Annotated in this window: 24 protein-coding genes; 9 read left to right on the forward strand and 15 right to left on the reverse strand. The window is 57.3% G+C overall.

The features are described from left to right. Positions 1-30: 30 nt before the first annotated feature. On the reverse strand, positions 31-600 hold the full coding sequence (locus KYK14_RS15875) for a hypothetical protein (protein WP_219160183.1): 570 nt from the start codon (positions 598-600) through the stop codon (positions 31-33). Between the two features lie 154 nt (positions 601-754). Here KYK14_RS15875 and KYK14_RS15880 point away from each other — a divergent pair, with 154 nt between their 5' ends. Further along, complete coding sequence (locus KYK14_RS15880) at positions 755-1,699, forward strand: 3-oxoacyl-ACP synthase III family protein (protein ID WP_185282182.1); 945 nt, start codon at positions 755-757, stop codon at positions 1,697-1,699. Positions 1,700-1,861: 162 nt separating this feature from the next. Here KYK14_RS15880 and KYK14_RS15885 read toward each other — a convergent pair whose 3' ends face one another. After that, on the reverse strand, positions 1,862-3,979 hold the full coding sequence (locus KYK14_RS15885; protein WP_219160185.1) for a T9SS type A sorting domain-containing protein: 2,118 nt from the start codon (positions 3,977-3,979) through the stop codon (positions 1,862-1,864). A gap of 148 nt (positions 3,980-4,127) precedes the next feature. On the opposite strand from KYK14_RS15885, the gene KYK14_RS15890 reads away from it, so the two are divergent. After that, a complete protein-coding gene (locus tag KYK14_RS15890; protein ID WP_219160187.1) occupies positions 4,128-4,817 on the forward strand; it encodes a hypothetical protein in 690 nt (229 codons plus the stop codon). Positions 4,818-4,883: 66 nt separating this feature from the next. Here the strand turns inward: KYK14_RS15890 and KYK14_RS15895 are convergent, their stop codons facing one another. Then, positions 4,884-5,795: a DUF72 domain-containing protein gene (locus KYK14_RS15895; protein WP_219160189.1), complete on the reverse strand. Its 912-nt coding sequence runs from the start codon at positions 5,793-5,795 to the stop codon at positions 4,884-4,886. 359 nt (positions 5,796-6,154) lie between these two features. On the opposite strand from KYK14_RS15895, the gene KYK14_RS15900 reads away from it, so the two are divergent. Both KYK14_RS15900 and arfB read left to right on the forward strand, forming a co-directional pair. Further along, positions 6,155-6,979, forward strand: a complete 825-nt coding sequence (locus tag KYK14_RS15900) for a septal ring lytic transglycosylase RlpA family protein (RefSeq protein WP_219160191.1) — start codon at positions 6,155-6,157, stop codon at positions 6,977-6,979. A 122-nt stretch (positions 6,980-7,101) separates the two neighbouring features. Beyond that, positions 7,102-7,509 carry an alternative ribosome rescue aminoacyl-tRNA hydrolase ArfB gene (gene arfB / locus KYK14_RS15905; protein WP_185282187.1) on the forward strand — a complete coding sequence of 136 codons (408 nt, stop codon included), beginning with the start codon at positions 7,102-7,104 and terminating at the stop codon, positions 7,507-7,509. A 39-nt stretch (positions 7,510-7,548) separates the two neighbouring features. Here the strand turns inward: arfB and KYK14_RS15910 are convergent, their stop codons facing one another. The 10 genes from KYK14_RS15910 to mgtE form a co-directional block, all read right to left on the reverse strand. Then, complete coding sequence (locus tag KYK14_RS15910; RefSeq protein ID WP_219160193.1) at positions 7,549-7,911, reverse strand: hypothetical protein; 363 nt, start codon at positions 7,909-7,911, stop codon at positions 7,549-7,551. A gap of 95 nt (positions 7,912-8,006) precedes the next feature. Beyond that, complete coding sequence (locus KYK14_RS15915; protein WP_219160195.1) at positions 8,007-8,732, reverse strand: hypothetical protein; 726 nt, start codon at positions 8,730-8,732, stop codon at positions 8,007-8,009. A 66-nt stretch (positions 8,733-8,798) separates the two neighbouring features. After that, complete coding sequence (locus KYK14_RS15920; protein ID WP_219160197.1) at positions 8,799-9,692, reverse strand: DUF5777 family beta-barrel protein; 894 nt, start codon at positions 9,690-9,692, stop codon at positions 8,799-8,801. A gap of 146 nt (positions 9,693-9,838) precedes the next feature. After that, a complete protein-coding gene (locus KYK14_RS15925; protein ID WP_219160221.1) occupies positions 9,839-10,384 on the reverse strand; it encodes a YceI family protein in 546 nt (181 codons plus the stop codon). A 25-nt stretch (positions 10,385-10,409) separates the two neighbouring features. After that, positions 10,410-10,775 carry a c-type cytochrome gene (locus tag KYK14_RS15930; RefSeq protein ID WP_208307575.1) on the reverse strand — a complete coding sequence of 122 codons (366 nt, stop codon included), beginning with the start codon at positions 10,773-10,775 and terminating at the stop codon, positions 10,410-10,412. 27 nt (positions 10,776-10,802) lie between these two features. After that, positions 10,803-11,660, reverse strand: a complete 858-nt coding sequence (locus KYK14_RS15935) for a hypothetical protein (RefSeq protein WP_208307574.1) — start codon at positions 11,658-11,660, stop codon at positions 10,803-10,805. 141 nt (positions 11,661-11,801) lie between these two features. After that, on the reverse strand, positions 11,802-13,244 hold the full coding sequence (locus tag KYK14_RS15940) for a hypothetical protein (RefSeq protein ID WP_219160199.1): 1,443 nt from the start codon (positions 13,242-13,244) through the stop codon (positions 11,802-11,804). Beyond that, entirely contained in the window at positions 13,213-13,788 is a 576-nt protein-coding gene (locus KYK14_RS15945; protein WP_219160201.1) for an RNA polymerase sigma factor, read from the reverse strand. The genes KYK14_RS15940 and KYK14_RS15945 overlap by 32 nt, the downstream gene beginning before the upstream one ends. Positions 13,789-14,147: 359 nt before the next feature. Continuing rightward, positions 14,148-14,882 (reverse strand): hypothetical protein, encoded by a 735-nt coding sequence (locus tag KYK14_RS15950; RefSeq protein WP_219160203.1) that lies wholly within the window; start codon positions 14,880-14,882, stop codon positions 14,148-14,150. 74 nt (positions 14,883-14,956) lie between these two features. Continuing rightward, entirely contained in the window at positions 14,957-16,339 is a 1,383-nt protein-coding gene (gene mgtE, locus KYK14_RS15955) for a magnesium transporter (RefSeq protein WP_219160206.1), read from the reverse strand. A gap of 272 nt (positions 16,340-16,611) precedes the next feature. Here mgtE and KYK14_RS15960 point away from each other — a divergent pair, with 272 nt between their 5' ends. The 3 genes from KYK14_RS15960 to KYK14_RS15970 all read left to right on the forward strand — a co-directional run bounded on the left by KYK14_RS15960 (position 16,612) and on the right by KYK14_RS15970 (position 20,286). Further along, entirely contained in the window at positions 16,612-17,424 is an 813-nt protein-coding gene (locus KYK14_RS15960; protein WP_219160208.1) for a cyanophycinase, read from the forward strand. A 156-nt stretch (positions 17,425-17,580) separates the two neighbouring features. After that, the gene (locus tag KYK14_RS15965) at positions 17,581-18,834 is read left to right on the forward strand and encodes an OmpP1/FadL family transporter (protein ID WP_219160210.1); all 1,254 of its coding nucleotides are present in this window, start codon (positions 17,581-17,583) and stop codon (positions 18,832-18,834) included. 24 nt (positions 18,835-18,858) lie between these two features. After that, positions 18,859-20,286 (forward strand): SGNH/GDSL hydrolase family protein, encoded by a 1,428-nt coding sequence (locus tag KYK14_RS15970; protein WP_219160212.1) that lies wholly within the window; start codon positions 18,859-18,861, stop codon positions 20,284-20,286. A 72-nt stretch (positions 20,287-20,358) separates the two neighbouring features. Here KYK14_RS15970 and KYK14_RS15975 read toward each other — a convergent pair whose 3' ends face one another. Together KYK14_RS15975 and polA are read right to left on the reverse strand one after the other, a co-directional pair. Further along, complete coding sequence (locus KYK14_RS15975) at positions 20,359-21,381, reverse strand: YpdA family putative bacillithiol disulfide reductase (protein WP_219160214.1); 1,023 nt, start codon at positions 21,379-21,381, stop codon at positions 20,359-20,361. Positions 21,382-21,514: 133 nt separating this feature from the next. Further along, a complete protein-coding gene (gene polA / locus KYK14_RS15980; protein ID WP_219160216.1) occupies positions 21,515-24,373 on the reverse strand; it encodes a DNA polymerase I in 2,859 nt (952 codons plus the stop codon). Positions 24,374-24,531: 158 nt separating this feature from the next. Here polA and KYK14_RS15985 point away from each other — a divergent pair, with 158 nt between their 5' ends. Both KYK14_RS15985 and KYK14_RS15990 read left to right on the forward strand, forming a co-directional pair. After that, a complete protein-coding gene (locus tag KYK14_RS15985; protein WP_219160218.1) occupies positions 24,532-25,125 on the forward strand; it encodes a DUF1684 domain-containing protein in 594 nt (197 codons plus the stop codon). A 41-nt stretch (positions 25,126-25,166) separates the two neighbouring features. Beyond that, positions 25,167-25,742: a 3'-5' exonuclease gene (locus tag KYK14_RS15990; protein WP_219160220.1), complete on the forward strand. Its 576-nt coding sequence runs from the start codon at positions 25,167-25,169 to the stop codon at positions 25,740-25,742. Positions 25,743-25,813 lie beyond the last annotated feature (71 nt).

Genomic DNA, 25,813 nt, shown 5'->3' on the forward strand with positions numbered 1-25,813 from the left:
GGGAAGGAGCCGGGGGTAGGGTCACGCTCGTTAAAAATCGAACAGGCCGCGGCGGGTGCCGCTTTTCTCCCGGCTTCTCGACTTTTTCTTGTCTTTATCTCCGCCGAAAACATTGTTGAGGAAGCCGGTTTTCTTTTCCTTCACCAAAATGTAGCGGACTGAAATAGCTGTGGGAAAGTGGGCCCAGTCGGAGGAGCCGAACTCCACGCTGGGCTTGAAATCGGCGGACAAAACCAGCCGGGTAATGGGCAATTTGTATTCCAAGCCCACAATAACATCCACGCCGCCAAAGGCCCCGTCGTCTTTGTGGTTGCCTACGTGGCCACCCGCGCCCAGATAATAGTTGAGGCTAGGTCCCAGGATACCGAAGTGACGCTCAGCCAGTAGCGCGGCACTCACCTCACGGTTGCCTACCAAACCAAGTCCTTCCAGAGTTGTTTTTTCAAAGATTTTCTGTTGTAGGGTGAGGCCGTAGTTGCCGGCTCCCAAACGCACGCCGGCCGCTGTGCGGTATTTCTGCGCCCGTGCCGCTGGCGCCGCGCCCAGCAGTAGCATGAATAGAATTAGGGCAATACGTGGGGGGAAAGCGGGAAAAGTCATAATCTTGTAACGGCAAAGCGTGAACTCAGCCTAGGGAGTGGCGTTTGTTGGGGCGGAGCCTACAAAGTACGGGCCGCTTCGGCAAAACGATGCCCTGGGTCTGATTTGATGTGTGGCCCCTTCTTTTTTTCTTGCTTTCCCTAGTTCCTTTCCCGTGTATATTCATCAGGTAGCCACCTATCTACCGACGCAAGTAGTAACCAACGAGCATTTCACTCAACTCAACGGGCTGTCGGACGAGTGGATTATTGAGCGCACTGGCATTCGGGAGCGACGCAAAGCGGCTCCCGGCGAAAATACCAATACCATGGCCGTAGAGGCCACCGAGCGTGCCCTGGCTGCCGCGCCGGACTTTGCGGCCGGTCTCGATCTTATTGTGGGCGCCACCTACACGCCCCACGACACCATTTTCACGGTAGCGCACGCCGTGCAAATAGCCGTGGGCGTCGATGATATCCCGACGGTAAGTATTTCCTCGGCTTGCTCTTCCCTGCTGAATGCGGTGGAAATTGTAGAAGGCTATTTTGCCATGGGCAAAGCCACACGCGCCATTGTAGTAGTGTCGGAACACAACACGGCCTACAACAACGAGCAGGACACCATGGCTGGCCACCTCTGGGGCGATGGGGCCGCTACCCTACTCATCAGCAAAGAGCGCCTGAGCCCAGATGATATTCGTATTGTGGACGTGATGACCGGTGGCGCCGCTACCCGTGGCAAAGCCAGCACTGCCGTCACGTTGAAGCCGGTGGAGAAAGGCATTGTGATGCCCTTCGGCAAAGACGTGTTTATTCATGCCTGCCAATACATGGCCCGTGTAACCACGCAGTTGCTGGAGCGCAATACCCTGAACGTTAGCGACGTGCGCTACTTGATTCCGCACCAGGCCAACCTGCGCATCACGCGCAATGTGGTAGAACAGCTAGGCCTACCCGAAGACCGGGCCGTATCCAATATTCAGTTCCTGGGCAACACGGGCTGCGCCGGCGCCGCCATCGGCCTAGCCGATACCTGGCCCAACCTCCAACAAGGCGACAGGGTAGTCATCACCGTATTCGGCGGTGGCTATTCCTACGGGGCTATGTTGCTGGAAAAATAAGATGTTGTTAGGTTGCCAGTAAGCAGAAAAGCGTCTGTCATCCTGAGCTTGCGAAGGACCTTTTCATGGTAGAACGAGTCGTTGTGACGAGAATCGTGCTGACGTGATAAGGTCCTTCGCAAGCTCAGGATGACAGACGCTTTGCGCTTACTGGCAACTCACTTACAGCCGAATAAAGCGCACGGTGCCTTTGTGGCCGGTTTCATCGGTCCAGCGCACGGCGTACCAGCCGGGGTGCAGACCATCTGCATTCAGGGTAAATAAGTTGAGGCCGGTTTGCAGCGAAATAGCCCTACCCTGGATGTACCGGCCAAGGGCATCGTAGATGTATAGCCGTAAGGTGGTGGCAGCGCCAGTGTTGTATTGAAATTGTAAGGGGCCGTTGCTCAGCGGGTTGGGGTAGAGCGCCAGGCCCGTGAGGGATGAGGCGTCGGAAGTGGTGGCAATGGGTGTGGTGGTGTCCAGTGAGCCATCGGGGCGGCGTATGCGCAGGCGGTAGTAGAGCAAGCTGCTGGTAGGCGCTTGCGCATCGGCATAGCCATAGTTGTTGCCGGTGGCGCCAGCAGCTATGGTAGCCAGAGTTTGCCAGTTGCGGGCAGTGGTATCTGCGCTGGTACGCTCCACTATAAACTCCTGTATAAAGCACTCGTCGCGAGTGGTCCAGGTGAGGATGGGGCCATTGGCGGTAAACCGGGTGAGCGGTGCGGGTAGCATGGCTGGCTCATCGCAGCTGGCGGCCGGGAAGCTGCGCGTACGCAGCAACAAGCGCCCGCCGGCAATGTCGCTAACGGGGCTGAGAGTGCGGCTCACCTGCCCGCGCGATACGGCGTAGTGCATCACGGCAGAAGGCCGAATCAGGTGAGAAAGCTGCTGGGCGTGCCCTAGTTCGTGCACGGCTACCGTTTCAAAGTCAAGCTGTTGAGGCGCGGGTGCGCTAGGGCCAAACTGCCAGGCCGCCGCACTGGAAAACAGCATATCAATCTCGCGCACGTAAAACACAATACTGCCATTGGCGTTACGGCAGCCGCTATAGTAGCTGGTGGTGCGCCCCAGCACGTTGACGGGTAGGGTAGCGCCGGCAGTAGAGCCGCTGGTCTGGTCGAAGCCCACGGAGTTTTGTCCGTCGTCGGCCACGCCATTGGTGGTGCGGGTATCGCCTACCTGCCAGTTGATGCCCGAGGAGCAACGCCAGTTTTCCAGCGCCCGTTGCCAGGCCGCCGACGCAGCCGCATTGGCCGCAAAGTTCTGATCGAAACGAAATGTGTAGCCGCCGTTGTCATTTTGGTTGATGTGGCCAGGGCGGTAGGTGAGCTTGCCAGTGGTTTCCTGCACGTTGCTGATGGCGTATACCACCGTAAGCACTTGGGCGCTGGTAGCAGTCACTTGGTCGCTGCTAGTCACACGCACTTGGCCGGTGCCGGCCGGGTGGGCATCGGCACTATACGATGGTACCCGCACCTGAATGCTTGTGTTCGTCCAGGAAACGTAATCTGTATCCAGTGGCCGTGTGAAGGTAGCGCCGCCATCATCAGCATTCCGAAACTCCACGAAGCCCGTGCCCCGCGTAGCACCAAAGCCCGTGCCCGTAATCGTCAGCACTGACTCGGTGCCGGCGGTGGTCGTCAGTGGAGACAGCGCCGCAATCACCGGCGCTTGTCCGCGGGCTGCGGTGCCCGCACGTCGTTGGGCGGTAGTCAGGGCCGGGTTGGCCTGCACCACGCGCCGCGCCTGACCCGTGAGGTTGGTCAGGGAAGCGTAGAATGTATCGCCGAGGGTAGGGTAGGAGCGAAACGATTCCTTAGCCGTGGCCGTGGCTAGGTCGTATTGAATGAAGCCCTGCTCGCTGCCATACGCCGCCCAAGCTGCTCCCCCAACGGCATCCAGCCCCGCAAACGGCGCTGGGTACAAGAACAACACACCCTGCTGGCCAGCGCTGAGCGTCAAGGTGTTGGTTAGGTGCTGCTGGTCCAAATCAACGGTGCCGCCTTCCGTCACGACGGTAATTTCGGTGGCCGCCGTGCCTTTGAATACCTGATACACCCGTACCCGGTGAGATGTATAGATGTGCTGGTGGGCTGCATCCCAAAAGCCCTTCGAGTTGAGTACTTCACCTTCTATCACCAAACTGGCCTGCCCGGCCCGGCGTGCGGGGTCGAGGGGCTGCATCAGGCAGTGCAATTCATCGGTGGGGGTAGGGTCAATTAGCTGAGCACGGGTAGGCAGCGCGAAGCTGCAAAAGGCAACGCCCAGTAGGAGCTGGGTAGCGCGGGAGAAAAGCATAAAGAGTGGCGTAGACAGTGTATCACGCACAAGTACGGATTTTCGTATCAGCCGAGTTGAATTTTTTTTAGGACCCCAGCCAACCTATTCGTATTCTTGATGCTCTGCTACTTATCGATGCCTTTCCATTTATTCTACATAGTGTATCATGAAAGCAATTCTAGTGTCGGCCGTTGCAGCCGTTCTGCTACTACCGAGCATTTCGTTTGGGCAAACCGAGAAAGAGATTGACAACCCGGCGGCCGCTACGTCTACCCCATCCACCACATGGTTACCCAATACGCTATTCAAGCTAGGGACGGGTTTAACCCGCGATTCGGGATATGGAAGCTATTCCGGTTTGCTGCTGCCGATTACGCTCGGTGTAGAGCGCCAGCTTACGCCGAAGTTTTCTGTCTACGGTAATATATCACCAATGCTACAAACGGGTGGCCGTTATCGAACGAATGATAGATCATTTGTACAATTAGCACGGATCAACACAGACCTTGGAGCGCGTTATTACTACAATCAGATAAAGCGAGAGCAGCGCGGCCGTGCACACGGCCCGTTTATAGGTAACTATTTGGCTTTGCAACTCAGCAATGATTGGTATAGCTACAAGCCATACTATGCGACAGATATGCGGCGTCAGTATGGGTACGACTATTCAGGTGTGACAGTACTATGGGGTATGCAGCGCCGGATAGGCAACTGGGGACTATTTGATGGTAACGTAGGCCTAGGTGTAGGAAACCATCAGAAATACATCTACAACAATGCTACGAATACGGGAGAGATAAAACGTCCGCTGAGTCCTATAGCAGAGCTGAACATTCGCCTTAGCTTAGCGCATTAGCTAGAGGTTGCTTTCTTACAAAACCCTGACGGGGCTTCAAGCCCCGTCAGGGTTTTGCACCGTTTCCTAAAACAAACTCCCCTGTACCGGCTGCGGAATCACGCGGGGCGGCTCTACGGCTATGCTTGTGAGCTGCTGCAAGCGCTGCAGAAAATGCTGCGTCCAGAGCGGAGAATGCATGATGTCTTTCTGGTGGATGAACACGTAGGCCGTTTGCAGGCCGGCGCCGAGCCACGCGGCCAGGCGCTCGGCCCAAGCGTCGGCGCGCTGGTAGTCGCTGGGCACCAGGCCGTGGCCGTTGAAGCGGATGAAGGCGGTAGGCGTGGTCAGGCGCATGTGCAGTACGTCGCGGCGGCCAGCCACATCGCTTAGCACCAATGTTTTATCCAGCGCCTCCAGCATGGCCGATACGGTGGCAAACAGCTCGGCATTGGCAAACCACGCGGGATGACGCAGTTCTACAGCCAACGGGATTTCCGCCGGAAAATCGAGCAAGTAGCGCTCTAAGCGAGGTAGGTGCTCGGGGCCGAAGTGGGGCGGCAGTTGCAGAAACGCCCGCCCCAGCCGTTCGCCCAGTTCGCCTATGCTGCGGCAAAACGACAGCGTGAGGTCGTCGGCGTTATATAAGGCGCGGTCGTGGCTGATACTTTGGGGCAGCTTGGGGCAGAAGCGGAAACTTGGCGGCACCGCGTCGCGCCAGCGCCGCACGGTGGGCGCGTCGGGAATGCGGTAGTGCGTGGTGTTTAGCTCGATGCTGTTGAACTGCCGGGCGTAGTAGTGTAGGTAATCCGCGTCTTTGATGCCAGCTGGGAAGTAGGAGCCCAGCCACGCTTTGTTGGTCCAGATGGGGCAACCCACATACACGGCGGGCGCCGATGGGGTAGCCGCGGCGCGGGCCAGCACAGTGGCTGTAGCAGGGTGGTCGGAAGGCAACGAAAAATCGACGTAGCGCAGATCAGAAAGGCGACCAAAATCCATAGCGTAAAAGAGAAGATGCAGTAGTTTACCGTACTACAGGTCATACGGAATAATTCGGACTTTTCCAACCTAGGCTATACGGGAGGAATCAGGCGAAGGACATAATTTTTTTAGAGGCCGGATAATCTTATTTCTGCCCTTGTCTTTGTTTTGTCCTATAATACGGCAAAAGTAGTCTTAACTAAACACAAATGATGATTTAACCTTGGTTTAACTATGCAAACATCAAATTATTTTAATGCAAATTTTATATAAAAAGTACAATTATATAGAAAGCTTGTAGGTGCGAAAATAGGACGATGCAGGACCGGTTTAGTTGTGGGCCTCTAGATTTGTCGGATTCACCAATTCGTGTTTGAATGAAGTTGCCTCTCCGACAGCGTGTTTCTGGTTCTCTCATCGCAGTGCTTTTTGCCGTGCTTTTGGCGCTGCCACAGACCACCCGAGCCGCCCGCCTCAGCGACGACGAAAAAGCTCTGACTGCTACCTCTCACCGCACCGCTGTGCTGCGGGGCCGCGCTTCCTGGTATGGCCGTGAGCACCAAGGACGCCGCACCAGCAGCGGCGAACGGTTCGACCGTCATAAATACACCTGCGCCCACAAAACCCTACCCTTCGGCACCCGTTTGCGCGTGACGAACCCCGATAACGGCAAGGCCGTGGTGGTGCGCGTAGCTGACCGCGGCCCATTTCGCCACGCCCGCATCCTAGACCTTTCCGAAATAGCAGCCCGCCCACTGGGCATCGTCGCTGATGGCTCGGCTGATGTGGTAGCTGAGGTAGTACCCGAAACTACTCCTCTGGGCCCTATTGCTGCCCCCGCCGACCTAGCCGCCCTGGTAGAAGATGAGGCGCTGGCCTTGGGCACGCCTCTGGAAACGACGGAGGTAGCCGTAGAGGTGCCCGCCGCCGCCGCCCCAGTTGTGCTGAATCCTACTTACGTGGTGCAAGCCGGCACATTTGGTGATGCCCGCAACGCGGCCGCTATGCAAGCCAAAATTCTGGCCGTAGATCAGCAACTCTCCGTAACGGTAGCCACCGAAACGGTAGCCAGCCGCTCGCTCAACCGGGTAGTGGTAGGCGGGTTTGCTGACTGGGCTACTGCCGATGCCGTACGCAAGCGCCTGCAACGTGGCGGTATCACCGGGTTGGTACGCAAAGTGCCTGCCGCAGCCACACGCTAGCATTCCGCTAAATCTCATTACAAAAATACCCTGCTGGCTTGTAGCTGGCAGGGTATTTTTGCGTAAACGCTGCTTTAGAACTCTAACCTCATTCCCTACCCTCATCTCACCGTTTTCCTGTTATGGCCCTACCCCCCGCCGACTATTTCTGGCCCGAGCTTCAGGTACAAACCAGCCGTAGCAGTGGCCCAGGCGGCCAGAATGTGAATAAGGTAGAGTCGCGGGTGGAACTGCGGTTTCACCTAGCTACCTCGCACCTGCTCACCGATGAGCAGAAGCTGCGCTTGCAGGAAAAGCTGGCCAGCCGCATCACCACCGATGGCTACCTGTTAGTGGTAGCTCAGGAAGACCGCAGCCAACTGCGCAACAAGGAACACGCGCTGCGTAAGTTCTACGCGTTGCTCAAGGAAAATTTGCAGCAGCCCAAAGCTCGCAAAGCCTCGCGCCCCAGTGCGGGTGCCGTGCGCAAACGGCTAGAAGAGAAGAAACGCCACAGCGACAAAAAAGCCAACCGCCGCCTCGATTTCTGAGGCAGCTGTTGGCTTTTGTGGGTTGAGTTGAGGAGCAGCTTAGGTCGTCCGGAAACCGGTAGCCTGCTTAATGGTGCGCTCGTTGCCGGTAGCGGGGTCGGCGTAGGAGTGGTCGGATACCTCTACTGACAGCTTTTTACCGATCAGTTGTTTGGTATCGATGTCCTTGCCTTCTTCGGGATGCACGCCAGCTGCCTCGCAGAAGCTCAGCAAAATGGGCATGCCGGCCGGCGAGGTGTAGAAGCGCTGGGTAACGAAGCCCTGCTCATTTTCCAGGCGGGCGGCAAAGTAGGGCACGTTCTGGTGCTCACTGGTGCCTTCTTCAATGTCGGTGATTTCAACAGTATAACGGCCATCGGGCAGGAAGCCTTTGTCTTGGCCTTTTTCAACAGGAATTTTCATGAGTTCAGCATTTAGAAGATATATGCTGCTAACGAAAATAGGATAAAGAAGGTTGGCGTTAATTATTGCTAAATATATTAGTAAATAAATTACTGTTAATTCAAATCCAAACCGAACAACAGACCAAACCAGGGCCGCCGTTGGTAAATCCAGTACGCACGGTCGGGGCCTAGCAGGTTATCGAAACCCACTGCTAGGCCCACGTTGAAAATGCGCGCATCGTAGATAGTAGCCATGCCGGCGTGCAATACGAACCCCTCGTACTCGGGGCCGGCGTGCTGACGCGTCACATCGTTTGTTACGTTGGTAGAGCCCATACCGAAGAATACCCCGTAGCCCAGCCCGGTAGCCCGAATGCGCGGCTCGTGTTGCCAGGGAGCCAGCGTGTGCTTGTGTAGGTAGTAGTAGTCGAGGCGGCGCCCTAGGTACACGGCGGCGCTGAACGTAGTATTAAGCTGCACCGGTACCCCCTCGCGGGGCGGCCGGGCCTTCACGGGCAAGGTAAACACATCCACATCGAAGGAGCGGCTGGAAAGCAGGGCGTGGTGGTTGCTTTGCAGCTCGTACGTGTAGGTGGTGGGTTGGGGCTGGTCGGTATAGGGCGAGAGCAGCAGCGTATCGGTGCGTTGCTGTACGTACACGCGGTAGCGCGTGGCCTGCCGCAGCTGGGTTGCCAGCGAGTCGTTGCCGCCCAGGTGCTCTACGTGATACCAGCCGTCGTCGAGCTGCGCCAAGCGCCCTACGGCCGCACACCCGCCAAGCCCCAGCAGCGCCACACAGGCACCAGCGCAAATAGCTAACCGAATAAAGGCAGTAGGCATAAGGAAGTAGGGAAGGTAGGGTACAGCTCCCTTGCTACGATCCGGTAGCCGGCAGGTTGGGGCGAGTTACCGTCCGCCTAGCGTAAACGCCCTCGACACGTTGAAGCCGAAGTACAAGTCACCCTGCCACCAGCGGCCGGTGGTTTGGGGAATGAAGAACTTCTCAATCATGCCCTGCGAGTTGGTGACGTGCAGCTGAAACACGTGCCCACCAGTTTCAATATCAAAACCCAGGGCTATGGAATTGCGAAACTGGTCGGCGGTGGCGCCGGGCAGCAGGTAGTAGTACTCGCCCGTGAGGGCGAAGCGCTTGGTGAGCTTCTGCCGGGCCGCCACGCCCACAGCATACACGTCGTTCTGATCTTCGCTGGTGGCTACGTAGTTGCGGTGGATAAGCGTCGGCATTAGCTGCACCGAGAGGCTAGGGCTTATTTTACGGGCCAGCAGCACCTGGTAGGTATAGGTGAGGCGACGCACGCCGGTTCGCTCATCGCCAAACTTCAGGGTAGAAAGGGCTGAGGTAGCCAGCAGGGTAGCCGAGAGGGGCATGGCCCCCGGGCCGCTACCCTGCCGCAGCAGCTTATATTTCAGAAAGCCATCGAAGGTTTTTTCCAGCGAGCTGCGCCCTACCCCCACGGCCAACCGGTCGGTGAGGCCGTACTCCAGCCCCAGCCGGATGGTGGCCTGGTCGAGGCCAAAGAAATTGTACGCGCCGCTGTTGAGCTGCCCAAATCGGTGCGAAATCAGAAACAGCAGCGTATGCGCCCCCGGCGTCTCCACCGACTGCCCGTTGATGACGCGCGTGCCCTTGAAGGTGGCCGTGGTGTAGGTAGGGCGCAGGCTGTCGTTGGTTTGCTTTTCCAGAGAGCTCAGCAAATCGTCTTGGCAGTGGGCGCGGGTGGCGCCTGTCAGCAAGAGTAGCAGCACAATGTATCGGAAGAAGAGAAAGGGTCTGGTCATATAGTAATAGGAAGTAAGCGTCAGGAACACTCCAAGCAGGCCGCCCTGCTACGCGGAGCCGAGCACCTCTACCGCTTTAGTACCTCAAAAGGCATGGGCGAGAGGTGTCGGCTGCGCTCAGCAGGACGAGCTGTTGAAGCGGATTTTTAAGTAGCAGGTACACAGGCGGCTTCCACCGTCACCTCCACGGTTTTGGCAATGTGGGCGCGCACTAGGGCTGGTATTTCAATCTTGAAATCGGCAGGGGCCACGGTGAATTTCGACTGCATGAGCAGCTGCGTGCCGCGCAGCTCTAGCGTGCCGGGTATTCGCACGCGGCGCGTTACGCCGTGTAGGGCTAGGTCACCTTCTACCTGCACGGTTTGCGGGCCGGCCTGTTGCAGCAGCTCCGGCGTGTAGTTCAGCACGCGGCCTGCAAACGTGGCCTTTGGGTAGCGCTCCGATTCCACGTAGTTTTCGTTGAAGTGCTCCTGCATCAGGCTGCGCTTAAACTGAAAATCCTTCATGGCAGCCGTGAAAGCCAACTGCCCGGTAGCGACATCGAAGGCGGCGCCCGCCTGGCGGTTGTGGGCGTCGATGTCTTCAAGTGGCGTGCTGGAGAAAAAAGAAATAGAAGCAGTACGCGTGGTGTATTTCAGGGGCGCCACTAGCCAGGCCGGCAGCGCCACCAAGAGCATCAGCAACACATTCATAGCAGACAAGCAGTGAGGGTGAGAATTAATTGTTGGGCGCGCCGTCGTCGATCCACTTTTTCAGGCGAGTGATTTCGCAATCCGACAGCTTGGAGCCATTCTTGGGCATAGCCGGGTAGCCCGCCGCGTGGCTGACCACGCCCAGCAAGGTGCCGTTGCGGGCATAGCGCTGCACCTGAGCCAGATCGGTGAGGTTGGCGCCGCCCTGCGGAAACTGGGCATTGTGGCAGGAGCGGCACCGCTGATCCAGCAGCGGCGACACGAACAAGGCGTAGGTGGCGGTAGCGGTGTCGCAGGTAGGAGGGGTGGGCGCTACCGGCTCGTCGGCGTGGTCGTACACGCAGCTTGCCAGCAGCAAGCCGCTCAGGAGGTAGGACAGATAGCGTAGCATATGGCGCATAGTAAGGGGAGGCACTGATTAGGGATTCGCCACGGTCCAGGTGTCGTCGCCGTTGCGCAGGCCGTGGCCGTCGGCGTGGCCGCGGGCACCGTTGTCGCCGCTGTAGACGTAGAGGGGCCGGCCTTTGTAGAGCAGTTGCTGCCCGGTGCTGCGGTTCAGCACGCTGAAGTCGCTACTTTTCAGAGTAGAGGGTAGGGTAGTGGCAGCCGTATAAAAGGCTGGCCACGCCGACAGGCAACCATCCTGGCAGTTGGTAGTCATGGAGTTGGGTAGCCGCGCATCTTTCCCGAATAAGTAGAGCGTGCGGCCCTGTGCGTCAATCAGGAAGTTGGCAGTAGCCGCCTGCCCTGTGGATTTGTTAGTAACGGATTTGGTAGCCAGCATCAGGGAGTAGTCGGGCTTCACCACAAACCACACATTGCCTACCCCTTCGCCAGTGGTGGCACCGGGTTGCTCGCGCACGTTTTGCCCGTTTACGGCCGGCGCGTAGTAGTACAAAGGCCACCCCTTGTAATAGGTCTGGGGCTGACCGCCGGCTGTATTCTTGGTGGTGAAGTCGGTGGCGTTTAGGCCGTTGCCTACCTTCAGATCGGCCTCGTAAAAAATGGGCCACACTGCCGCGCAGCCGCCGGTACACACGTTGGCGCCGTCTACGTCGCGGGTGAAGTAGTAGAGCGTGTTGCCTTGCTTATCGACCAGAAAGCTGCCCAGGGTAGGGGTAGTGGCCAGCTTCACGGTGGCTTGGGCGTCGAGGTCGGGGGGCGTGTTGTCGTCCTTGCCGCAGCTCACGGCACCTACGAGCAAGCTGGTGAGCAACAGCAGGTACACTACCCCCAGCAGGCGGCGTACGGAAGAAAATACGGCTACGTTTTTCATGGTGATGATTGTTTAAGTGATTGGTGAAGAGAGAAATAGCGTATGTGAGCGTAAAAAAGTAGGCACGCAGAGGCTCGGCCGGGGCAGTGCGCGCACCGGAGCAGGAGCCTTGGGTAGGCCGAAGAAGCAGGGGAAAGAACCTTAGCGCACGGGTTGCGTGGCTGTGGGAAGCAATTGGTATTTGAGCGAGAAAAAAACGCCGGCGCTGCTGAGCTTCACTTTGCCAAAGCCCACGCCACCCAGCGGCAGCTTCACAAATGGCTCGGCCTGGCCCGACCATCGGCCGCCAAAGGTGCGCTCATACCCCGCCGACAGGTTCAGCACGCTAAAGGGATGGTTGGAGCCATTCTTCAGCGTCCACTCACGGCTGACACTCTGGCCTTGTAGGTAGTAGTCGTAATCGTAGGTTTCGCGCCGCATGAGCAGGGTAGAAAGGCCAGCGCTGGCAAATACGGAGTAGCGCGGCCGCACCAGGGCATCAAAGCGCACATTCACGGGAATGTCCAGGATGCGGCAGTTGGCGTACACTTCGTCGATGTCGTAGCGGGTGGTCCAGAAGCCGGCGGGAGCGTGGTAGTCCGAGCCGCGGGCTTCGTACAGTTTCACCGAGCGAATCAGGCCCGTGGTAATGCGCCAGCGGGCCGTGGCCCTGTATTCCAGCAGCATGCCTACGTTGCTGCCTGGCCGTGTGGCTTGGGCAAACCGCACGGTGCTCACCTCGGGCGCATACATCAAGCCTACACCAAAGCGGTAGGATGGCTTGCTAGGCTTTTCGGGCTGCGTTGGGGTAGCTACCGAGTCAGCCTCCGCAACAGCCAACGGCGTTGCAGGCGCCACCAGCGAGTCGGGTCCTGCTGCCGTAGGTGCGGGTGTGGAACTCGGGGCCGCGGCTGCGGCAACCGAAGAAGGGGTAGGTGCTTCGGCCGCTGGCGTAAAAGCCTCAGGCTGGCTTGTTGCGTCCGGCGCGTGGGGAGCAGAATTAGTGGCAACCAACTGCGGGTGCACGTTGTGAAGCAGTGCGGCCGAAGCAATGCGTTTATACTTCTTGCGATTCGCTACAAGAGATAGGACTCGCTGCTGGCGGGGCGGGATAACCACGCCGGCTGCGCTGCCTGACTGTCCTGCTGGTATAGAGGTAGTTGGCTCTGCTAGGGTAGGAGCAGCGGCGACAGGCAAGGGGGCGGGCGTGGTAGGTGCTACAAGCGGTACAGCAGTGACCGAAGCTGCCGTATTAGCGGAGGAGGTAGGGAGAGCAGCATTGGAGGAGCGGGAGGCAGTAGTGTGTTTGCGTTTAGAAGTATTGATGCTGGAAGCCGCTGGGGTAGCAGTAGTGCGCGGGTCGTTGCTACCTGAAAAAGCGTCTACCATATAAAAGCCACCTAGCAGCAAGATCAGCAACGAAAGCGTTTCGGCGCCAAACAGGCGCATGATGCTGGTTCGCTCGCGCTGGAAGTGCGTTTCCGTGTCGAGGCGTGCAGCCATGCGTTGCCAGCCCTCCTGCCCGTCTAGCTCCGGATAGGACGCCGCGCTGCGCTGGAAAAGCGCGTCGAGTTCATTGTCCGATAGGTCGTCCGGCGTAGACATGAGAAGTACTAGGTTGTAAAAAATGCTTTAAATGTGCCCGTGCTTTCGACAGATTGGACTTGGAAGCCCCTACCGAGATGCCCAGCTGACCAGCAATTTCTTCGTGCGAGAAGCCGTCGATGACGTAGAGGTTGAACACCGTGCGATAAGCCGGCGAGAGTTGGCAAATAAGGGCCAGCAAATCCTGGTAGGAGAGCTGGTCGAGGGCGTTGCTACTATCGTCGGGTAGGGCGTAGGCCACCGTGTCCAGCTCCTGGGTGTGCGTGTGCTTTGCCGTGCGCCGGTAGTGGTCGATGGCTGTGTGCACCATCACCTTGCGCAGCCAGCCCCGAAACGAGCCCGCCAGCTCGTGCAAGGCCGGGTCGAAGCGCCCGATGTCCTGAAAAACCTTCATGAAGCCATCGTTCACGGCTTCCATGGCTTCGTCGCGGGTGCGGGTGTAGCGCAGCGCAATGCTCATGCAGTAGCTGTAGTACCGCAGGTACAGCTGGTGCTGGCATTCCCGATCGGCACGGCGGCAGCCAGCCAGGAGAGCCAAGAGCATCTGAGGTTCAGGGTCGAGCTGCGCCACGGTTACCAGGTTTATACTCGCCTACTCGGCCACGCGCCCGAAATGGTTGCCTGCGGCAAAAGAAAAATTTTACCGCTTGGCAAAAGAGTAATAGGTAGGGGGTTGCGTGCTTTGGTAGCGTACAAGAAAGGTAAGCGAAACGCGCCTACCTCCTGCGACTAAGAAGCTATTTGCGCTACAGATGCACGTGTAGAGCCGCATACTTGCGTCTTGTCGTTGAGCAATTTCGTGCACATGGCGCGGCCGACAAGACGCAAGTATGCGGCTCTACACGTGCATCTGTAGCAAATGGATTATATATCCAGCCTAGCCGACAGGGCACCCGCAACTCCTCATAAGTAGCGCGAAAACATAGCCTTATCCAGCGTGGGCCGCGATGTTACTGATACCAATTCCAGCTCTAACCGGCTGCGGTCGATGTTGCGGTAGTGCAGGCGCACGAAACCGTAGGTAGGGTTGAAGTATGACTCCAGCGCGGTAGTACCTAGCTTGCAGTTGCTAGTAGCTAGCACGCGGTGGCAAGGTAGGCGGCCGAGTGGGGTAGGCAGATCCAGTGAGTCAGTGATTTTCCATTGCTGCTGAAGATATAAAGTACCTTCCCAAGTAGCCCATGCTGGATTGGAGGCGTAATCCGGTGCATAGAAATTTTTTACTTTCCACGTTCTGCCTATTTTGGCTGGAAGCTCAATATCAGGGAATGGATTGAGTTCTGTGATATTGTAGTAACTGCGGCGCGGCGGGTGCAACCAGAATTTGTTGGGTTTATCGAGAGCACCTGCTACTACACTCTGTGCGGTAGTTAATGTAGTATCCAGTTTAAGCCGAAATGACCACTCATATGCTGTCTGAGTAGAATCCGAAGCCCACGGTTTTCCCAGCGCCGTCAGCACCACCGTATCCAATGTGGCTGTGGTGGCGCCCGGCGCATACCAACGGGCCGCGTACACAAAGCGGCGGTTTTGGGTGAGGATAGGATACCAGCCAGTTTCCTGCGCGTTGTGGGTAGGCGTGTCGGAAGGGTGGCAGCCTGTTAACAGCAAAATGCAGATTGACAGAGGTATACGCATAGTACGGCAAGGTAGGGAATCCTTGCAGCGCATGGTCTTTCAACGAGGAGCGGCTGCAAGCCGCTCCTACTGCCTTACAACAAGGTTCCGCTCAGGAACAGCGTGGCTACCGAGAAGTAGATAATCAGCCCTGTTACGTCTACCAACGTGGCCACAAACGGCGCCGACGACGTGGCCGGGTCGAAGCCCAGCTTCTTGAGCAGCAGCGGCAGCATGGAGCCCGACAACGACCCCCACAGCACAATGCCCACCAACGACAGCCCTACCGTGCAGCCTACCAGGAACCAGTGCGGACCATAGTCATAAAAGCCGGTTTGCTGCCACACTAAGATGCGCAGAAAGCCTACTGCGCCCAGAATACCGCCCAGCAATGCGCCCGACAGCAGTTCCCGGCGCATCACCTTCCACCATTCGCCCACCGTCAGCTCGCCCAGCGACATGGCCCGGATGATAAGCGAGGTAGCCTGCGAGCCGGCATTGCCACCGCTGGAAATAATGAGCGGCACAAACAGCGCCAGCACCACCGCCTTCTCAATCTCGCCTTCAAAAAAGCCCATAGCCGTGGCCGTCAGCATCTCACCCAGAAACAGCACTACCAGCCAGCCGGCCCGCTTCTGAATCATCTTAGGGAGCGAAATAGTGAGGTAGGGCTCATCCAAGGCTTCCGAACCACCCAGCTTCTGGATATCCTCGGTGTCTTCCTCTTCCCGAATGTCCAGAATATCATCGATAGTCACGATGCCATATAGGATGCCGTCACTGTTCACCACGGGTAGGGCCACCCGGTCGTTGCGCCGAAACACCTCGATGGCCTCTTCCTGGTCCTGCATGGTTTGCAGGTGCACGAAACGGTTGTCCATCAACTCGTTCACACGGGTTTGCGGGTCGGCCAGGAGAAACTCCCGGATGCGAATATCGTCGATGAGGCGGCCACGGCTGTCGGTCACGTACAGCACGCTCAGCGTTTCCGACTGCCCACCGTGGCGGCGAATGTAATCGAGCACCTGCTGCACGGTCCAGTTCTCGCGGATAGCAATATAGTCGGGCGTCATTAGGCGGCCCACCGAGTACTCGGGGTAGCCGAGCAGCTCCAGCGTCACCTTGCGCTCCGGCTCCGAGAGCGTCTGAATCAGCTCCCGCACCAACTCGTCGGGTAGGAACTCTAGCAGGGCTGTGCGGTCATCGGGCGACATCTCGTTGAGGATGTCCGTAATCTTATCCTGCGCCAGGTTAGCTAAAAAGTGCCGCTGAATATCCAGGTCGAGATACTCGAACACCTGCGTGGCCAGTTCCAACGGCAGAAGGCGGAAGATAATTAGCTGTTCGCGCTCTTCTTCCTCTTCAATCAGCTCTACTACCTCGCCCGGTTCAAACTTCTTTAATGCTTCCTTGAGTTTAAAAAACTCGCCCTCCTGAATCAGGGACGTGATGAACTCGGTGGTCGGGTGCTGATTCATACAATAACTAGAGGGAGGCGTTTTTCGCTAGGCAACGACGTTTGGTACAATTGAACGCGCAAAAGTAGAAGAATACGGCCGGTTAACTGTTGCGTTTGCCGCAGCTAGTGTCGATTTTTTTATGAATAGCGCGTCCTTCGGCTTGTGCTTAGCGTACTTGCCGGGAGCTTGCCAGACGAATTCGGGTTGGTTTACCACGTTTTTCGCTGTTTGGCTAAGCGCTTCCCTCATGTTGTTGCCCACTATTTTTGGGCTTTTCCTATCTGCCCTGAATGCTTCCCTCTGACTTTCCGCTCGGAACCCTCGTCGCCTTTGGTGGGGGCGATGATGATGCCCTCCTGGCCCGGCTGTGTGCTTTGTTGCCTTTGCCAGAGCTACCCGTTGAAATCATTACCACGGCCTCGCGCGAGGTAGCAGCCACGGCCACCGCCTACCAGCAAGCGCTGCGCGACTTGGGCTGCCAGCAGGTCCGCCATTTGGCCATCGACGAGCACCACCCCGCCGACCATCCCGCTACCCTGCGCCGCCTGCACCAGGCCGCGCTGGTGTTCTTCACGGGCGGCGACCAGGAGCGCATCACCGATTTTCTGGCTGATACGGAATTTCTGCGGGTGCTGCGTCACCGCTTCCAGACCGATGCCGCGTTCTTAGTAGCCGGAACCAGTGCCGGCGCGGCGGCCCTAACCGCCTACATGCTGGTAGACGGTCAGGGGTGGCGGGCGCTGCGCAAGGGCGGCATTCAGGTGTTGCCAGGGCTGGGACTGCTACCATCCTTGCTTATTGATCAGCACTTTGTGGAGCGGGCGCGGTTTGGGCGCTTGGCGCATGCCCTACTCACGCACGCCAATTGCCTGGGCCTGGGCTTGAGCGAGGAAACGGGTGTGATTATTCGGGGTGGGCAGCAGGCCGAAGTGTTCGGCTACGGGCAGGTGGTGGTGCTGGATGGCCGGCAGCTGCACAGCCATAACCTGGGCCGCATTGGGCAGGGCGAGCCCGTGAGCGTGCAGGGCCTACACCTGCATTTGCTGGTGCAAGGCCACGTGCTGGATATACGCACGGGCAAGGTCAATAATTCGAAGGAATAACGGTAGGCTTTTTGTTGCTTTGCAGCCCAGCAACGAAAACGATTTCGGACGAACGTAAACTACTCGGCAAGCATACTTTATTCGGGTTTTCTTTCTACATTTAGTTGCGTCGATTTTCCGTTCTTACCTTCTAAAATCTCACCTTTTATTTCCTGTATGAAGTTAAAATCTTTACTCCTTGTGAGTGGTGCGCTGCTTGCTGGTACGGGCAGTGCTGTGGCCGGTGGCTACCAGGTTACACTGGCTGGCATTAAAAACAACGGCATGGGGGGCGTAGGGGTAGGCCTGTCGCTGGACCAGGCCGCTATGTTCTATAATCCTGGTGCACTGGCCATGGTGCGGGAGCGCGGCGTACAGTTGGGCGGCAACGTGACGTTGGCCCGCAATGCCTTCGTAGCGGAGGGTAGCAACATACAGCGGGAGCTGCGCAATAGCGTGGTGACGCCTTTCAGCCTGTACGCCAGCTTTGGACCGGCCGAGGGTAAATTCCGGGCAGGTATTGCCGTGTACACGCCCTTTGGCAGCAAGCTGGGCTATGCCAACGGTTGGGAAGGCCGCACTTCTCTGACGGATATCGACCTGAAATCCGTTTTTGTGCAGCCTACCTTCAGCTACGCCATTACCGACGAGTTGAGCGTAGGCGCTGGCCTGGTGGTGCTGGCCTACGGCGCCGTGAATCTTCAGCGCGACATCGCCCTACCCGATTCTTACGGCCACGTCGAGCTGGATGGCAAGGCTAAAACCAAGCTGGGTTTCAACGCCGGCATTTATTACAAGCCTTCAGATAAGTTGAGCATCGGCATCAGCCACCGCTCCAAAATCGACGCCGTAGTGGACAAAGACGGCGACGTGACGTTCACCAACATTCCGGAATCATTCCGGAGCCGCTTTCAGGCGACCAAGTTTGGTGCTACCCTGCCGCTGCCTGCTACCACCTCGGTGGGTATTGGCGTGATGCCCAACGAAAATCTGACCATTGGCTTTGATGTCAACTTTGTGCAGTGGAGCAAATACCGCGAGTTGCGTTTTGATTTCGACCAGCCGATCAACGGGCAGAACACCAGCGTTTCCAAGCGCAACTACGAAGATGCCCTGACGTTCCGCCTGGGCGGTCAGTACAAGCTCACCAGCGGCCTGACGGTGCGCGCCGGCGGCTCCTACGACATGACGCCCGTGCCCGACGGCTACGTAACCCCCGAAACGCCCGACAACGACCGCATAAGCGGTACTGTGGGTGCTTCCTACGCATTCGGCAAATTCAGCCTGGACCTATCGGGGCAGTTTATCCGCATTCAGAAGCGGACCGAAACCCAGGCCAACCTGATCAACAACGGCACCACCGACCGGGTAGCAGGTACTTACAAAACCAATATTGTGATTCCGGGCCTGGGCCTGAACTACGCTTTCTAATTTCCCACCTCCCGTTCTGAACACATGTATACGATTACATTTCGCAAAGTAGTGCCGTTTCTGGCGCTGCTGGGGCTCAGCCTCACGGCCTGTCAGCCCGATCTGGAAGATGAAGTAAAATCCAGCGCTGGTACCGCCGATTTCTCCCGCTATATCGCCGTAGGCAACTCGCTCACGGCAGGTTATGGCGATGGGGGCTTGTACTTGGAAGGTCAACAGAATTCCTACCCCTCTATGCTGGCCCAACAGTTCCGGTCGGTAGGCGGCGGCGACTTTGTGCAGCCGTTGTTTGCTGCCGGGCAGGAAAATGGTTCGGGCTACCTGCGGCTGGCGGGATTTGGCGCTGACGGTAATCCGCTGACAGCCAATGTCACAACGAACTTGGCGCTGCGCGCCGGCGCTACCCCCGCACGACCACTCTATACCAAGTATACTGACCCAGTTAATAACCTAGGCGTGCCCGGTATCCGGCTTTCGGATATTGAGACGGCCGGATATGGTAGCACACAGGGCAATCCGTTTTTTGAGCGGATTACGCCCGATGCGCAAGCTGGACAGACATACCTGGCGCGGGTAGCAGCTTCTAACCCTACCTTCTTCACCAACTGGCTGGGCAACAACGACGTGCTAGGCTATGCTACGGCGGGCGGCGCAGCTAGCAGCATCACCCCACTGGCTGATTTCACGGATAAAAATACCAAGATCATCAACGCTCTAACGGCTAACGGTGCAAAGGGCTTGGTTATGAATCTTCCGGACGTGACCACCGTGCCATTTTTCACAACAGTGGGACCAGTGCTGAAGGCAAACCTAACAACGCGTGGAGTGCCGGGCTTGGTTATCCAGACTGGATCGGCGTTTGGAGGTCCAACCTCTTCTAACCGCAAACAGATTGCAACCACCGATATTCGGGATGGTGCGGGCACTGGACGGCAACTGTTTACCTTGCTCTCATCGCCCTACATCCCTCTAATCAATCAGCGTACGGGGCGGGCCTGGCGTTTTGTTTATAGCCAGAGTGGCCAGCCTGCTGCTGGTTTTCCACTCTTCCTGGCTGCCTATGGTATCGATACCACGGCCACGTTTGGTACGAGCGCCGCCAATCCTATTCCTAGCCTCTTCGTGCTGGATGATGTAGAACAAGGGCTGGTTCGCAAAGCTACTACTGACTTCAATACCGCTATAGCAACCAAAGCCACCGAAAAGAATCTGGCATTTTTTGATGTCAATGCTTTCTTTGCTAGGGTAGCAGCCGGAGGCATTGTGGTGAATGGGGTGACAAATACGACTAGCTTCATCAGCGGCAACCTTTTCTCGCTGGATGGCGTGCACCTAACGCCCCGCGGATACGCCATCATCGCCAATGAGATGGTGAAAACCATCAACGCGAAGTACGATGCAAACGTTCCCCAGCTAAATCCGCTGGATTATCGGGGCGTTAAGTTTCCTTAAGTAGTCGTAGAAAGCCATAAAAAAGACCGGCCCCAGAGATTTGAGGCCGGTCTTTTTTATTCAAATCTTATACTACTTCGAGAGCTGGACCGGCTGAATAATCTGTGGAGTAGCTGGTGCCGCCTCACCGGCCAAGTGGGCTGCAATAACGGCCGCATGATAACGGCCATTCTCAATAAACCAGCGGCTGGTATTTAGGCCGCCGCACACCGTACCTGCCATGTACACGCCAGGCCGGTTGGTCTCAAACGTCTCCTGATCGTGGGTAGGCGTACGCGCTGCATCGTCCTGAGAGGTGATGCCTAAGGCGTCTAGCAACGAATAATCGGGACGGTAGCCGGTAAGGGCGTAGGTGAAATCAACGGGCAGCGTAAGCAAGCCATCGGGGGTGGCTATATCCATTTCAGTTGGCCGAATCGCCTGAATGGTTGCGTTGAAGTACGCTTTAATACGACCTTCTTTGATACGGTTCTCCAAGTCCGGCCGAATCCAGTATTTCACCGCGGGCGACAGCTCAGCGCTACGCACCACCATGGTAACGTGCGCACCAGCACGCAGCAACTGCAACGCGGCTTTGGCCGAAGAATTTCGCGCCCCTACCACCACCACCTGCTGGTCGACGTGCGTGTAGGGCTCCTTGTAGTAGTGGCTCACGTTGGGCAAGTCCTCGCCCGGCACGTTCATCTTCACCGGCACATCGAAGAAGCCTGTAGCCACTACCACAAACCGGGTAGCAATACGGCCTTTGGTAGTCACTACCTCGTAGTGGTTCTCCTCGCCTTCCAGCCCTAGCACTCGTTCGTGTAGCCGCAAGGGCAGCTTCTCCACTTGCGCTACCCGGCGGTAATAGTCGAGGGCCTCTTCGCGGAGCGGTTTGTAGTGGTTGGTTGGCATGGGGTAGCCCCCAATTTCTAGCAGCTCTGGAGTAGAGAAAAACTCCATCTGGTTGGGGTAGCCCACTATGGAATTGACGAGTGCTCCCTTGTCGACCACGCACACGGTAAAGCCCCGACGCTGGATTTCAAGGGCACAAGCCAAGCCCACCGGGCCGGCACCTATAACGACTGTATCGAAGGAAGAAGTTGATTCGGGCATGATAGCAAAGTAACACACGAAGTCACCGCAGGGTTGCGCTTTTATTGTTATTCCGAGCGGAGCGAAGCATTGGAGGAAAACGCCTGACGATTACTGCCCAGACTCTTCGCTTCGCTCGGAATGACAAGCTAATCTAGTGCGCCTGTAACCAGTTGCTACCTGTCCCGGCTTCCACTTCTAAGGGCACGCCGTGGGGTAGGAGCAAGGCATTGGCCATCAATTCTTTGATTTTTGGCGTTACCAATTCTAATTCCTCCTTTGGTACATCGAAAACCAATTCGTCGTGCACTTGCAGGATCATGCGCGTGCCGAGCTTCTGGTCCACTATCCAGTGGTGAATGTCAATCATGGCCTTCTTGATGATGTCGGCCGCGGTGCCTTGGATAGGGGCGTTGATGGCATTACGCTCGGTGTAACCTCGCAGAGTCGCATTACGGGAATTGATGTCGCGCAGGTAGCGGCGGCGACCGAGGAGGGTTTCGGCGTATTCCAGCTCGCGCGCTTTGTTGATGCTGTCGTCCATGAACTGCTTCACGGCCGAAAACTCTTGGAAGTACGCATCGATAATGTCGACGGCCTCCTTACGCGAAATATTCAGGCGCTGGGCTAATCCGAAAGCCGAAATGCCGTAGATGATACCGAAATTGACGGTTTTGGCTTTGCGGCGCATTTCGCCATCTACCTCGTTCAGCCCTACCCCAAATACCTTACTAGCGGTGCTGGCATGGATATCCTGCCCCAGGCGGAAGGCTTCAATCATGGTAGCATCGCCCGAAAAATCGGCCATGATGCGTAACTCAATCTGCGAGTAGTCGGCGGCGAGCAGCACGTGGTCGGCGTCGCGTGGCACGAAGGCCTTACGGATTTCTCTACCCTTCTCGGTACGGATGGGAATGTTTTGCAGGTTGGGGTTGGTGCTACTCAGGCGGCCGGTGGCCGTCACGGCCTGGTTGAAGGATGTGTGCACGCGCCCATCCAGCTCGCAGACCAGCTGGGGTAGGGCCTCCACGTAGGTAGAACGCAGCTTGGTGAGCTGGCGGTGCTCCAGAATGAGGCCGGCAATGGGCGCTTCGGAGGCTAGCTGACTCAGTATCTCCTCGCCGGTGGCATATTGGCCGGTTTTGGTTTTCTTGATTTTATTACCGCCCAAACCCATGCGGTCAAACAAGACCTCGCCCAACTGCTTGGGCGAACCAATGTTAAACTCCTCGCCAGCAGCGGCAAAAATCTGCTGTTCCAGCTCCGTGATATAGCCTTGCAGCTCGGCCGAATACTCGCCCATCGCCACAGAGTCAATCTTTACACCCTCGTACTCGATGGCGGCCAGCACGGGCACCAGCGGGTTTTCTACCTCGTTCAGCAAGTCGAGCTGGTTGAGGGCTTTCAGCTTGGGCTCGAATACGTGCTTGAGCTGCAAAGTCACGTCGGCGTCTTCGCAGGCGTAGTCCGACACCTCGGCGGGTGGCAGATCGGCCATGGTTTTTTGGTTCTTGCCTTTGGGACCAATCAACTCCGTGATGCTGACGGGCGTGTAGTGCAGGTAGGTTTCAGCCAGCACGTCCATGTTGTGGCGCATGTCGGGCTCCAGCAGGTAGTGGGCCAGCATGGTATCAAACAGCTCCCCGCGAATCTCGACACCGTAGTGCTTGAGAATGGTAAGGTCATACTTGATGTTCTGACCAATCTTCAGGATGTTTTCGGCCTCGAAAAACGGACAAAACTCATCTACCAGGGCTTGCGCGGCGTCCGCATCGTCCTGGGGCACGGGCACATAGTAGGCCTCGCCGGGAAGCCAGGAGAACGACAGCCCTACCAACCGCGCCGTCATGGTGTCGAGGCCGGTGGTTTCAGTGTCGAAGCTCACTTCTTTCTGCTTCAGCAAGTGCTTGAGCAGGGATTGGCGCGCCTCAGGCGTGTCAATGAGGTGGTAGTGGTGGGGCACGTCGGCCAGCGTGCGGCGCGGGCCGTTAGGTTCTAGCTCAGCTAACTCGGCGCTACTGGCTGTGATGCCCGGTCCATCAAACAACGATTGTTGCGAGGCCGGTACAGAAGGGCGACGAGCGACGCGGCTGGGCGGAGGCGTAGAGGTAGGCGCAGCCGGGCCGCTTAGCACACGAGCGGCTAATTGCCGGAACTCCAGCTCATCGAACAAACGGCGCAACTCGTCTTCGTCGGGCTGGTCCAGCACCAGCTTTTCGGCCTCAAACTCGATGGGCGCGTTTACGTGGATGGTGGCCAGTTCCTTCGACATCAAGCCCTGCTCGGCGAAGTTGCGCACGTTTTCCTGCTGCTTGCCTTTGAGCTTATCCACATTGGCAATCAGGTTTTCCACCGAGCCAAACTCCTGCACCAGCTTCTTGGCCGTCTTCTCGCCAATGCCCGGAATACCCGGAATATTGTCCGACGCGTCGCCCTGCAAGCCCAGAATATCAATCACCTGCTCTACCCGCTCAATCTCGAAGCGTTGCAGCACGTGGGCCACGTCGAGCACCTCGGCGGCGTTGCCCATAAAAGCAGGGCGATAAATTTTGACGCACTCCGTTACGAGTTGGCAGTAGTCTTTATCGGGCGTCATCATGTACACCTCGCCAAAGCCCTGGGCCTCGGCGCGTTGGGCCAGGGTGCCAATCACGTCGTCGGCCTCAAACCCTTCCACCATCAGAATGGGAATGTGGAAGGCTTTGATAATCTGCTTGATGTAGGGAATGGCCAGGCCAATGTCTTCGGGCATGGCTTGGCGCTGGGCTTTGTAGTCGGCAAACTGCTCATGCCGGAAGGTCTTCTTGGCCGCGTCGAAGGCTACCCCAATGTGGGTAGGGCGCTCCTTTTGCAGCACCTCCACCAGGGTGTTGGTGAAGCCCAGAATGGCACCCGTATTCAGGCCCTTGGAGTTCACGCGTGGGTTTTTGCTGAAGGCAAAGTGGGCGCGATAAATCAGGGCAAAGGCGTCGAGCAGGAAGAGTTTTTTAGCGGGAGCGGCGGTGTCGGTCATAGTAAAGCAAAGGTACGTAGGTAGACAGTGGCAGTTGGCGAGAAACCCAGAAACAGGTGCTTCGTCATGCGCAAATGACTACGCTGATTCGTTATGTTGCAGTCTCAATAACGAACTTCATTCAATCGATGCTACGAATTATTTCTGCTTTGAGCTTCATGCTATTCTTCCATAGCGTGGGCCATAGTGAGGGGCAGCAACCACTTACGCACGCGCAAACTATAGCCGCTTTTCAGCAAGAGCTGAATGCCGAGTACCGCGACCCGCAACGCTCGCCGCTACCGGCAGCGGCGCGGGAATCCTTTCAAGGGCTACCTTTCTTTCCAGTCAACGACAGCCTGCTGGTAACGGCTACTTTTGTGCGCGACTCAACGGCCCAACCGTTTTTGATACGCACCAGCACAAATCAGCCGCGGCCGTATCGAAAATACGGGGAGCTGCGGTTTCTGCTGCATGGCAAGCCACAGCGGCTTTCGGTGTACCAAAGCCTGGCCCTGCTGAAAATGCCAACGTATGCCGATTACCTTATGGTGCCTTTCACGGACCTCACCAATGGCTTCGGTAGCTACGGTGGCGGGCGGTACATCGATTTGCGCTTTGCCGACGTGAAAACCGGAAAGGTGCTACTCGATTTCAACAAAGCGTATAATCCTTACTGCGCGTACAGCACTGGCTACGCCTGCCCAATTCCGCCGGCCGAAAATCAGTTGTCAGTGGCTATCCGGGCCGGGGTGATGGGCAACGATCATTGACGGCCGCACCCAAGAGGGGTAGGGCTGCGTAAGCGCCTACCATGCGCTACGTCTCCCTCGACCTCGAAACCACCGGCGGCAACTTCGAGCGGCACCAAATTTTGGAGCTGGCCGCCGTGGTGGAAGATTCCAAACACCCGCTACCCTTGGCAGAACTGCCCAGCTTCCGGCGCGTGGTGCGCCACCCCGAATACGTGGGCTCGGCTGGGGCGCTGGCCCTGAACGCACGCCTGCTGGAAGAGCTGGCCAACAAGGGACCCAACCGCGAGCTGTGCACACCCGACGAACTGCTGCCGCAGCTACGGGAGTTCCTGTTGGTGCAAGGCTTCAAAACCGACAAGAAAAACTGCGTCACGTTCACCATCGCTGGCAAGAACGTGGCGGTATTTGACGTGCCCTTTCTGCGCCGCCTACCCGGCTACGGCACGCTGGTCCGCACGGAACCCGCTACCCTCGACCCGGCCGCCTTCTACCTCAACTGGCACAAAGACACGCGCCTACCCACTATGCAAACCTGCAAAGCCCGCGCAAAATTTGAGGATGACACCGTGGCGCATGAGGCACTGGCTGATGCCTTGGACGTGGTGCGTTTGCTGAGGCCGTTTTATGAAAGGTAAGATAGGGAGTAGTGGTTTTATAAAGTGGTGAACGCGAAAGCGCCTGTCATCCTGAGCTTGCGAAGGACCTT

The organism is Hymenobacter profundi (genome assembly GCF_019334315.1).
Classification (GTDB): Bacteria; Bacteroidota; Bacteroidia; order Cytophagales; family Hymenobacteraceae; genus Hymenobacter; species Hymenobacter profundi.

Bases quoted from the DNA above. Each gene is read 5' to 3' on its own strand.
- KYK14_RS15960 (WP_219160208.1), top strand. From the start codon at position 16,612: ATGCTTCCCTCTGACTTTCCGCTCGGAACCCTCGTCGCCTTTGGTGGG.
- KYK14_RS15910 (WP_219160193.1), bottom strand. From the start codon at position 7,911: ATGAAAATTCCTGTTGAAAAAGGCCAAGACAAAGGCTTCCTGCCCGAT.
- KYK14_RS15915 (WP_219160195.1), bottom strand. From the start codon at position 8,732: ATGCCTACTGCCTTTATTCGGTTAGCTATTTGCGCTGGTGCCTGTGTG.
- mgtE (WP_219160206.1), bottom strand. From the start codon at position 16,339: ATGAATCAGCACCCGACCACCGAGTTCATCACGTCCCTGATTCAGGAG.
- KYK14_RS15895 (WP_219160189.1), bottom strand. From the start codon at position 5,795: ATGGATTTTGGTCGCCTTTCTGATCTGCGCTACGTCGATTTTTCGTTG.
- KYK14_RS15985 (WP_219160218.1), top strand. From the start codon at position 24,532: ATGCTATTCTTCCATAGCGTGGGCCATAGTGAGGGGCAGCAACCACTT.
- KYK14_RS15940 (WP_219160199.1), bottom strand. From the start codon at position 13,244: ATGTCTACGCCGGACGACCTATCGGACAATGAACTCGACGCGCTTTTC.
- KYK14_RS15935 (WP_208307574.1), bottom strand. From the start codon at position 11,660: ATGAAAAACGTAGCCGTATTTTCTTCCGTACGCCGCCTGCTGGGGGTA.
- KYK14_RS15900 (WP_219160191.1), top strand. From the start codon at position 6,155: ATGAAGTTGCCTCTCCGACAGCGTGTTTCTGGTTCTCTCATCGCAGTG.
- KYK14_RS15930 (WP_208307575.1), bottom strand. From the start codon at position 10,775: ATGCTACGCTATCTGTCCTACCTCCTGAGCGGCTTGCTGCTGGCAAGC.
- KYK14_RS15990 (WP_219160220.1), top strand. From the start codon at position 25,167: ATGCGCTACGTCTCCCTCGACCTCGAAACCACCGGCGGCAACTTCGAG.
- KYK14_RS15925 (WP_219160221.1), bottom strand. From the start codon at position 10,384: ATGAATGTGTTGCTGATGCTCTTGGTGGCGCTGCCGGCCTGGCTAGTG.
- KYK14_RS15965 (WP_219160210.1), top strand. From the start codon at position 17,581: ATGAAGTTAAAATCTTTACTCCTTGTGAGTGGTGCGCTGCTTGCTGGT.
- KYK14_RS15945 (WP_219160201.1), bottom strand. From the start codon at position 13,788: ATGCTCTTGGCTCTCCTGGCTGGCTGCCGCCGTGCCGATCGGGAATGC.
- KYK14_RS15970 (WP_219160212.1), top strand. From the start codon at position 18,859: ATGTATACGATTACATTTCGCAAAGTAGTGCCGTTTCTGGCGCTGCTG.
- KYK14_RS15885 (WP_219160185.1), bottom strand. From the start codon at position 3,979: ATGCTTTTCTCCCGCGCTACCCAGCTCCTACTGGGCGTTGCCTTTTGC.
- arfB (WP_185282187.1), top strand. From the start codon at position 7,102: ATGGCCCTACCCCCCGCCGACTATTTCTGGCCCGAGCTTCAGGTACAA.
- KYK14_RS15950 (WP_219160203.1), bottom strand. From the start codon at position 14,882: ATGCGTATACCTCTGTCAATCTGCATTTTGCTGTTAACAGGCTGCCAC.
- KYK14_RS15920 (WP_219160197.1), bottom strand. From the start codon at position 9,692: ATGACCAGACCCTTTCTCTTCTTCCGATACATTGTGCTGCTACTCTTG.
- KYK14_RS15975 (WP_219160214.1), bottom strand. From the start codon at position 21,381: ATGCCCGAATCAACTTCTTCCTTCGATACAGTCGTTATAGGTGCCGGC.
- KYK14_RS15875 (WP_219160183.1), bottom strand. From the start codon at position 600: ATGACTTTTCCCGCTTTCCCCCCACGTATTGCCCTAATTCTATTCATG.
- KYK14_RS15890 (WP_219160187.1), top strand. From the start codon at position 4,128: ATGAAAGCAATTCTAGTGTCGGCCGTTGCAGCCGTTCTGCTACTACCG.
- polA (WP_219160216.1), bottom strand. From the start codon at position 24,373: ATGACCGACACCGCCGCTCCCGCTAAAAAACTCTTCCTGCTCGACGCC.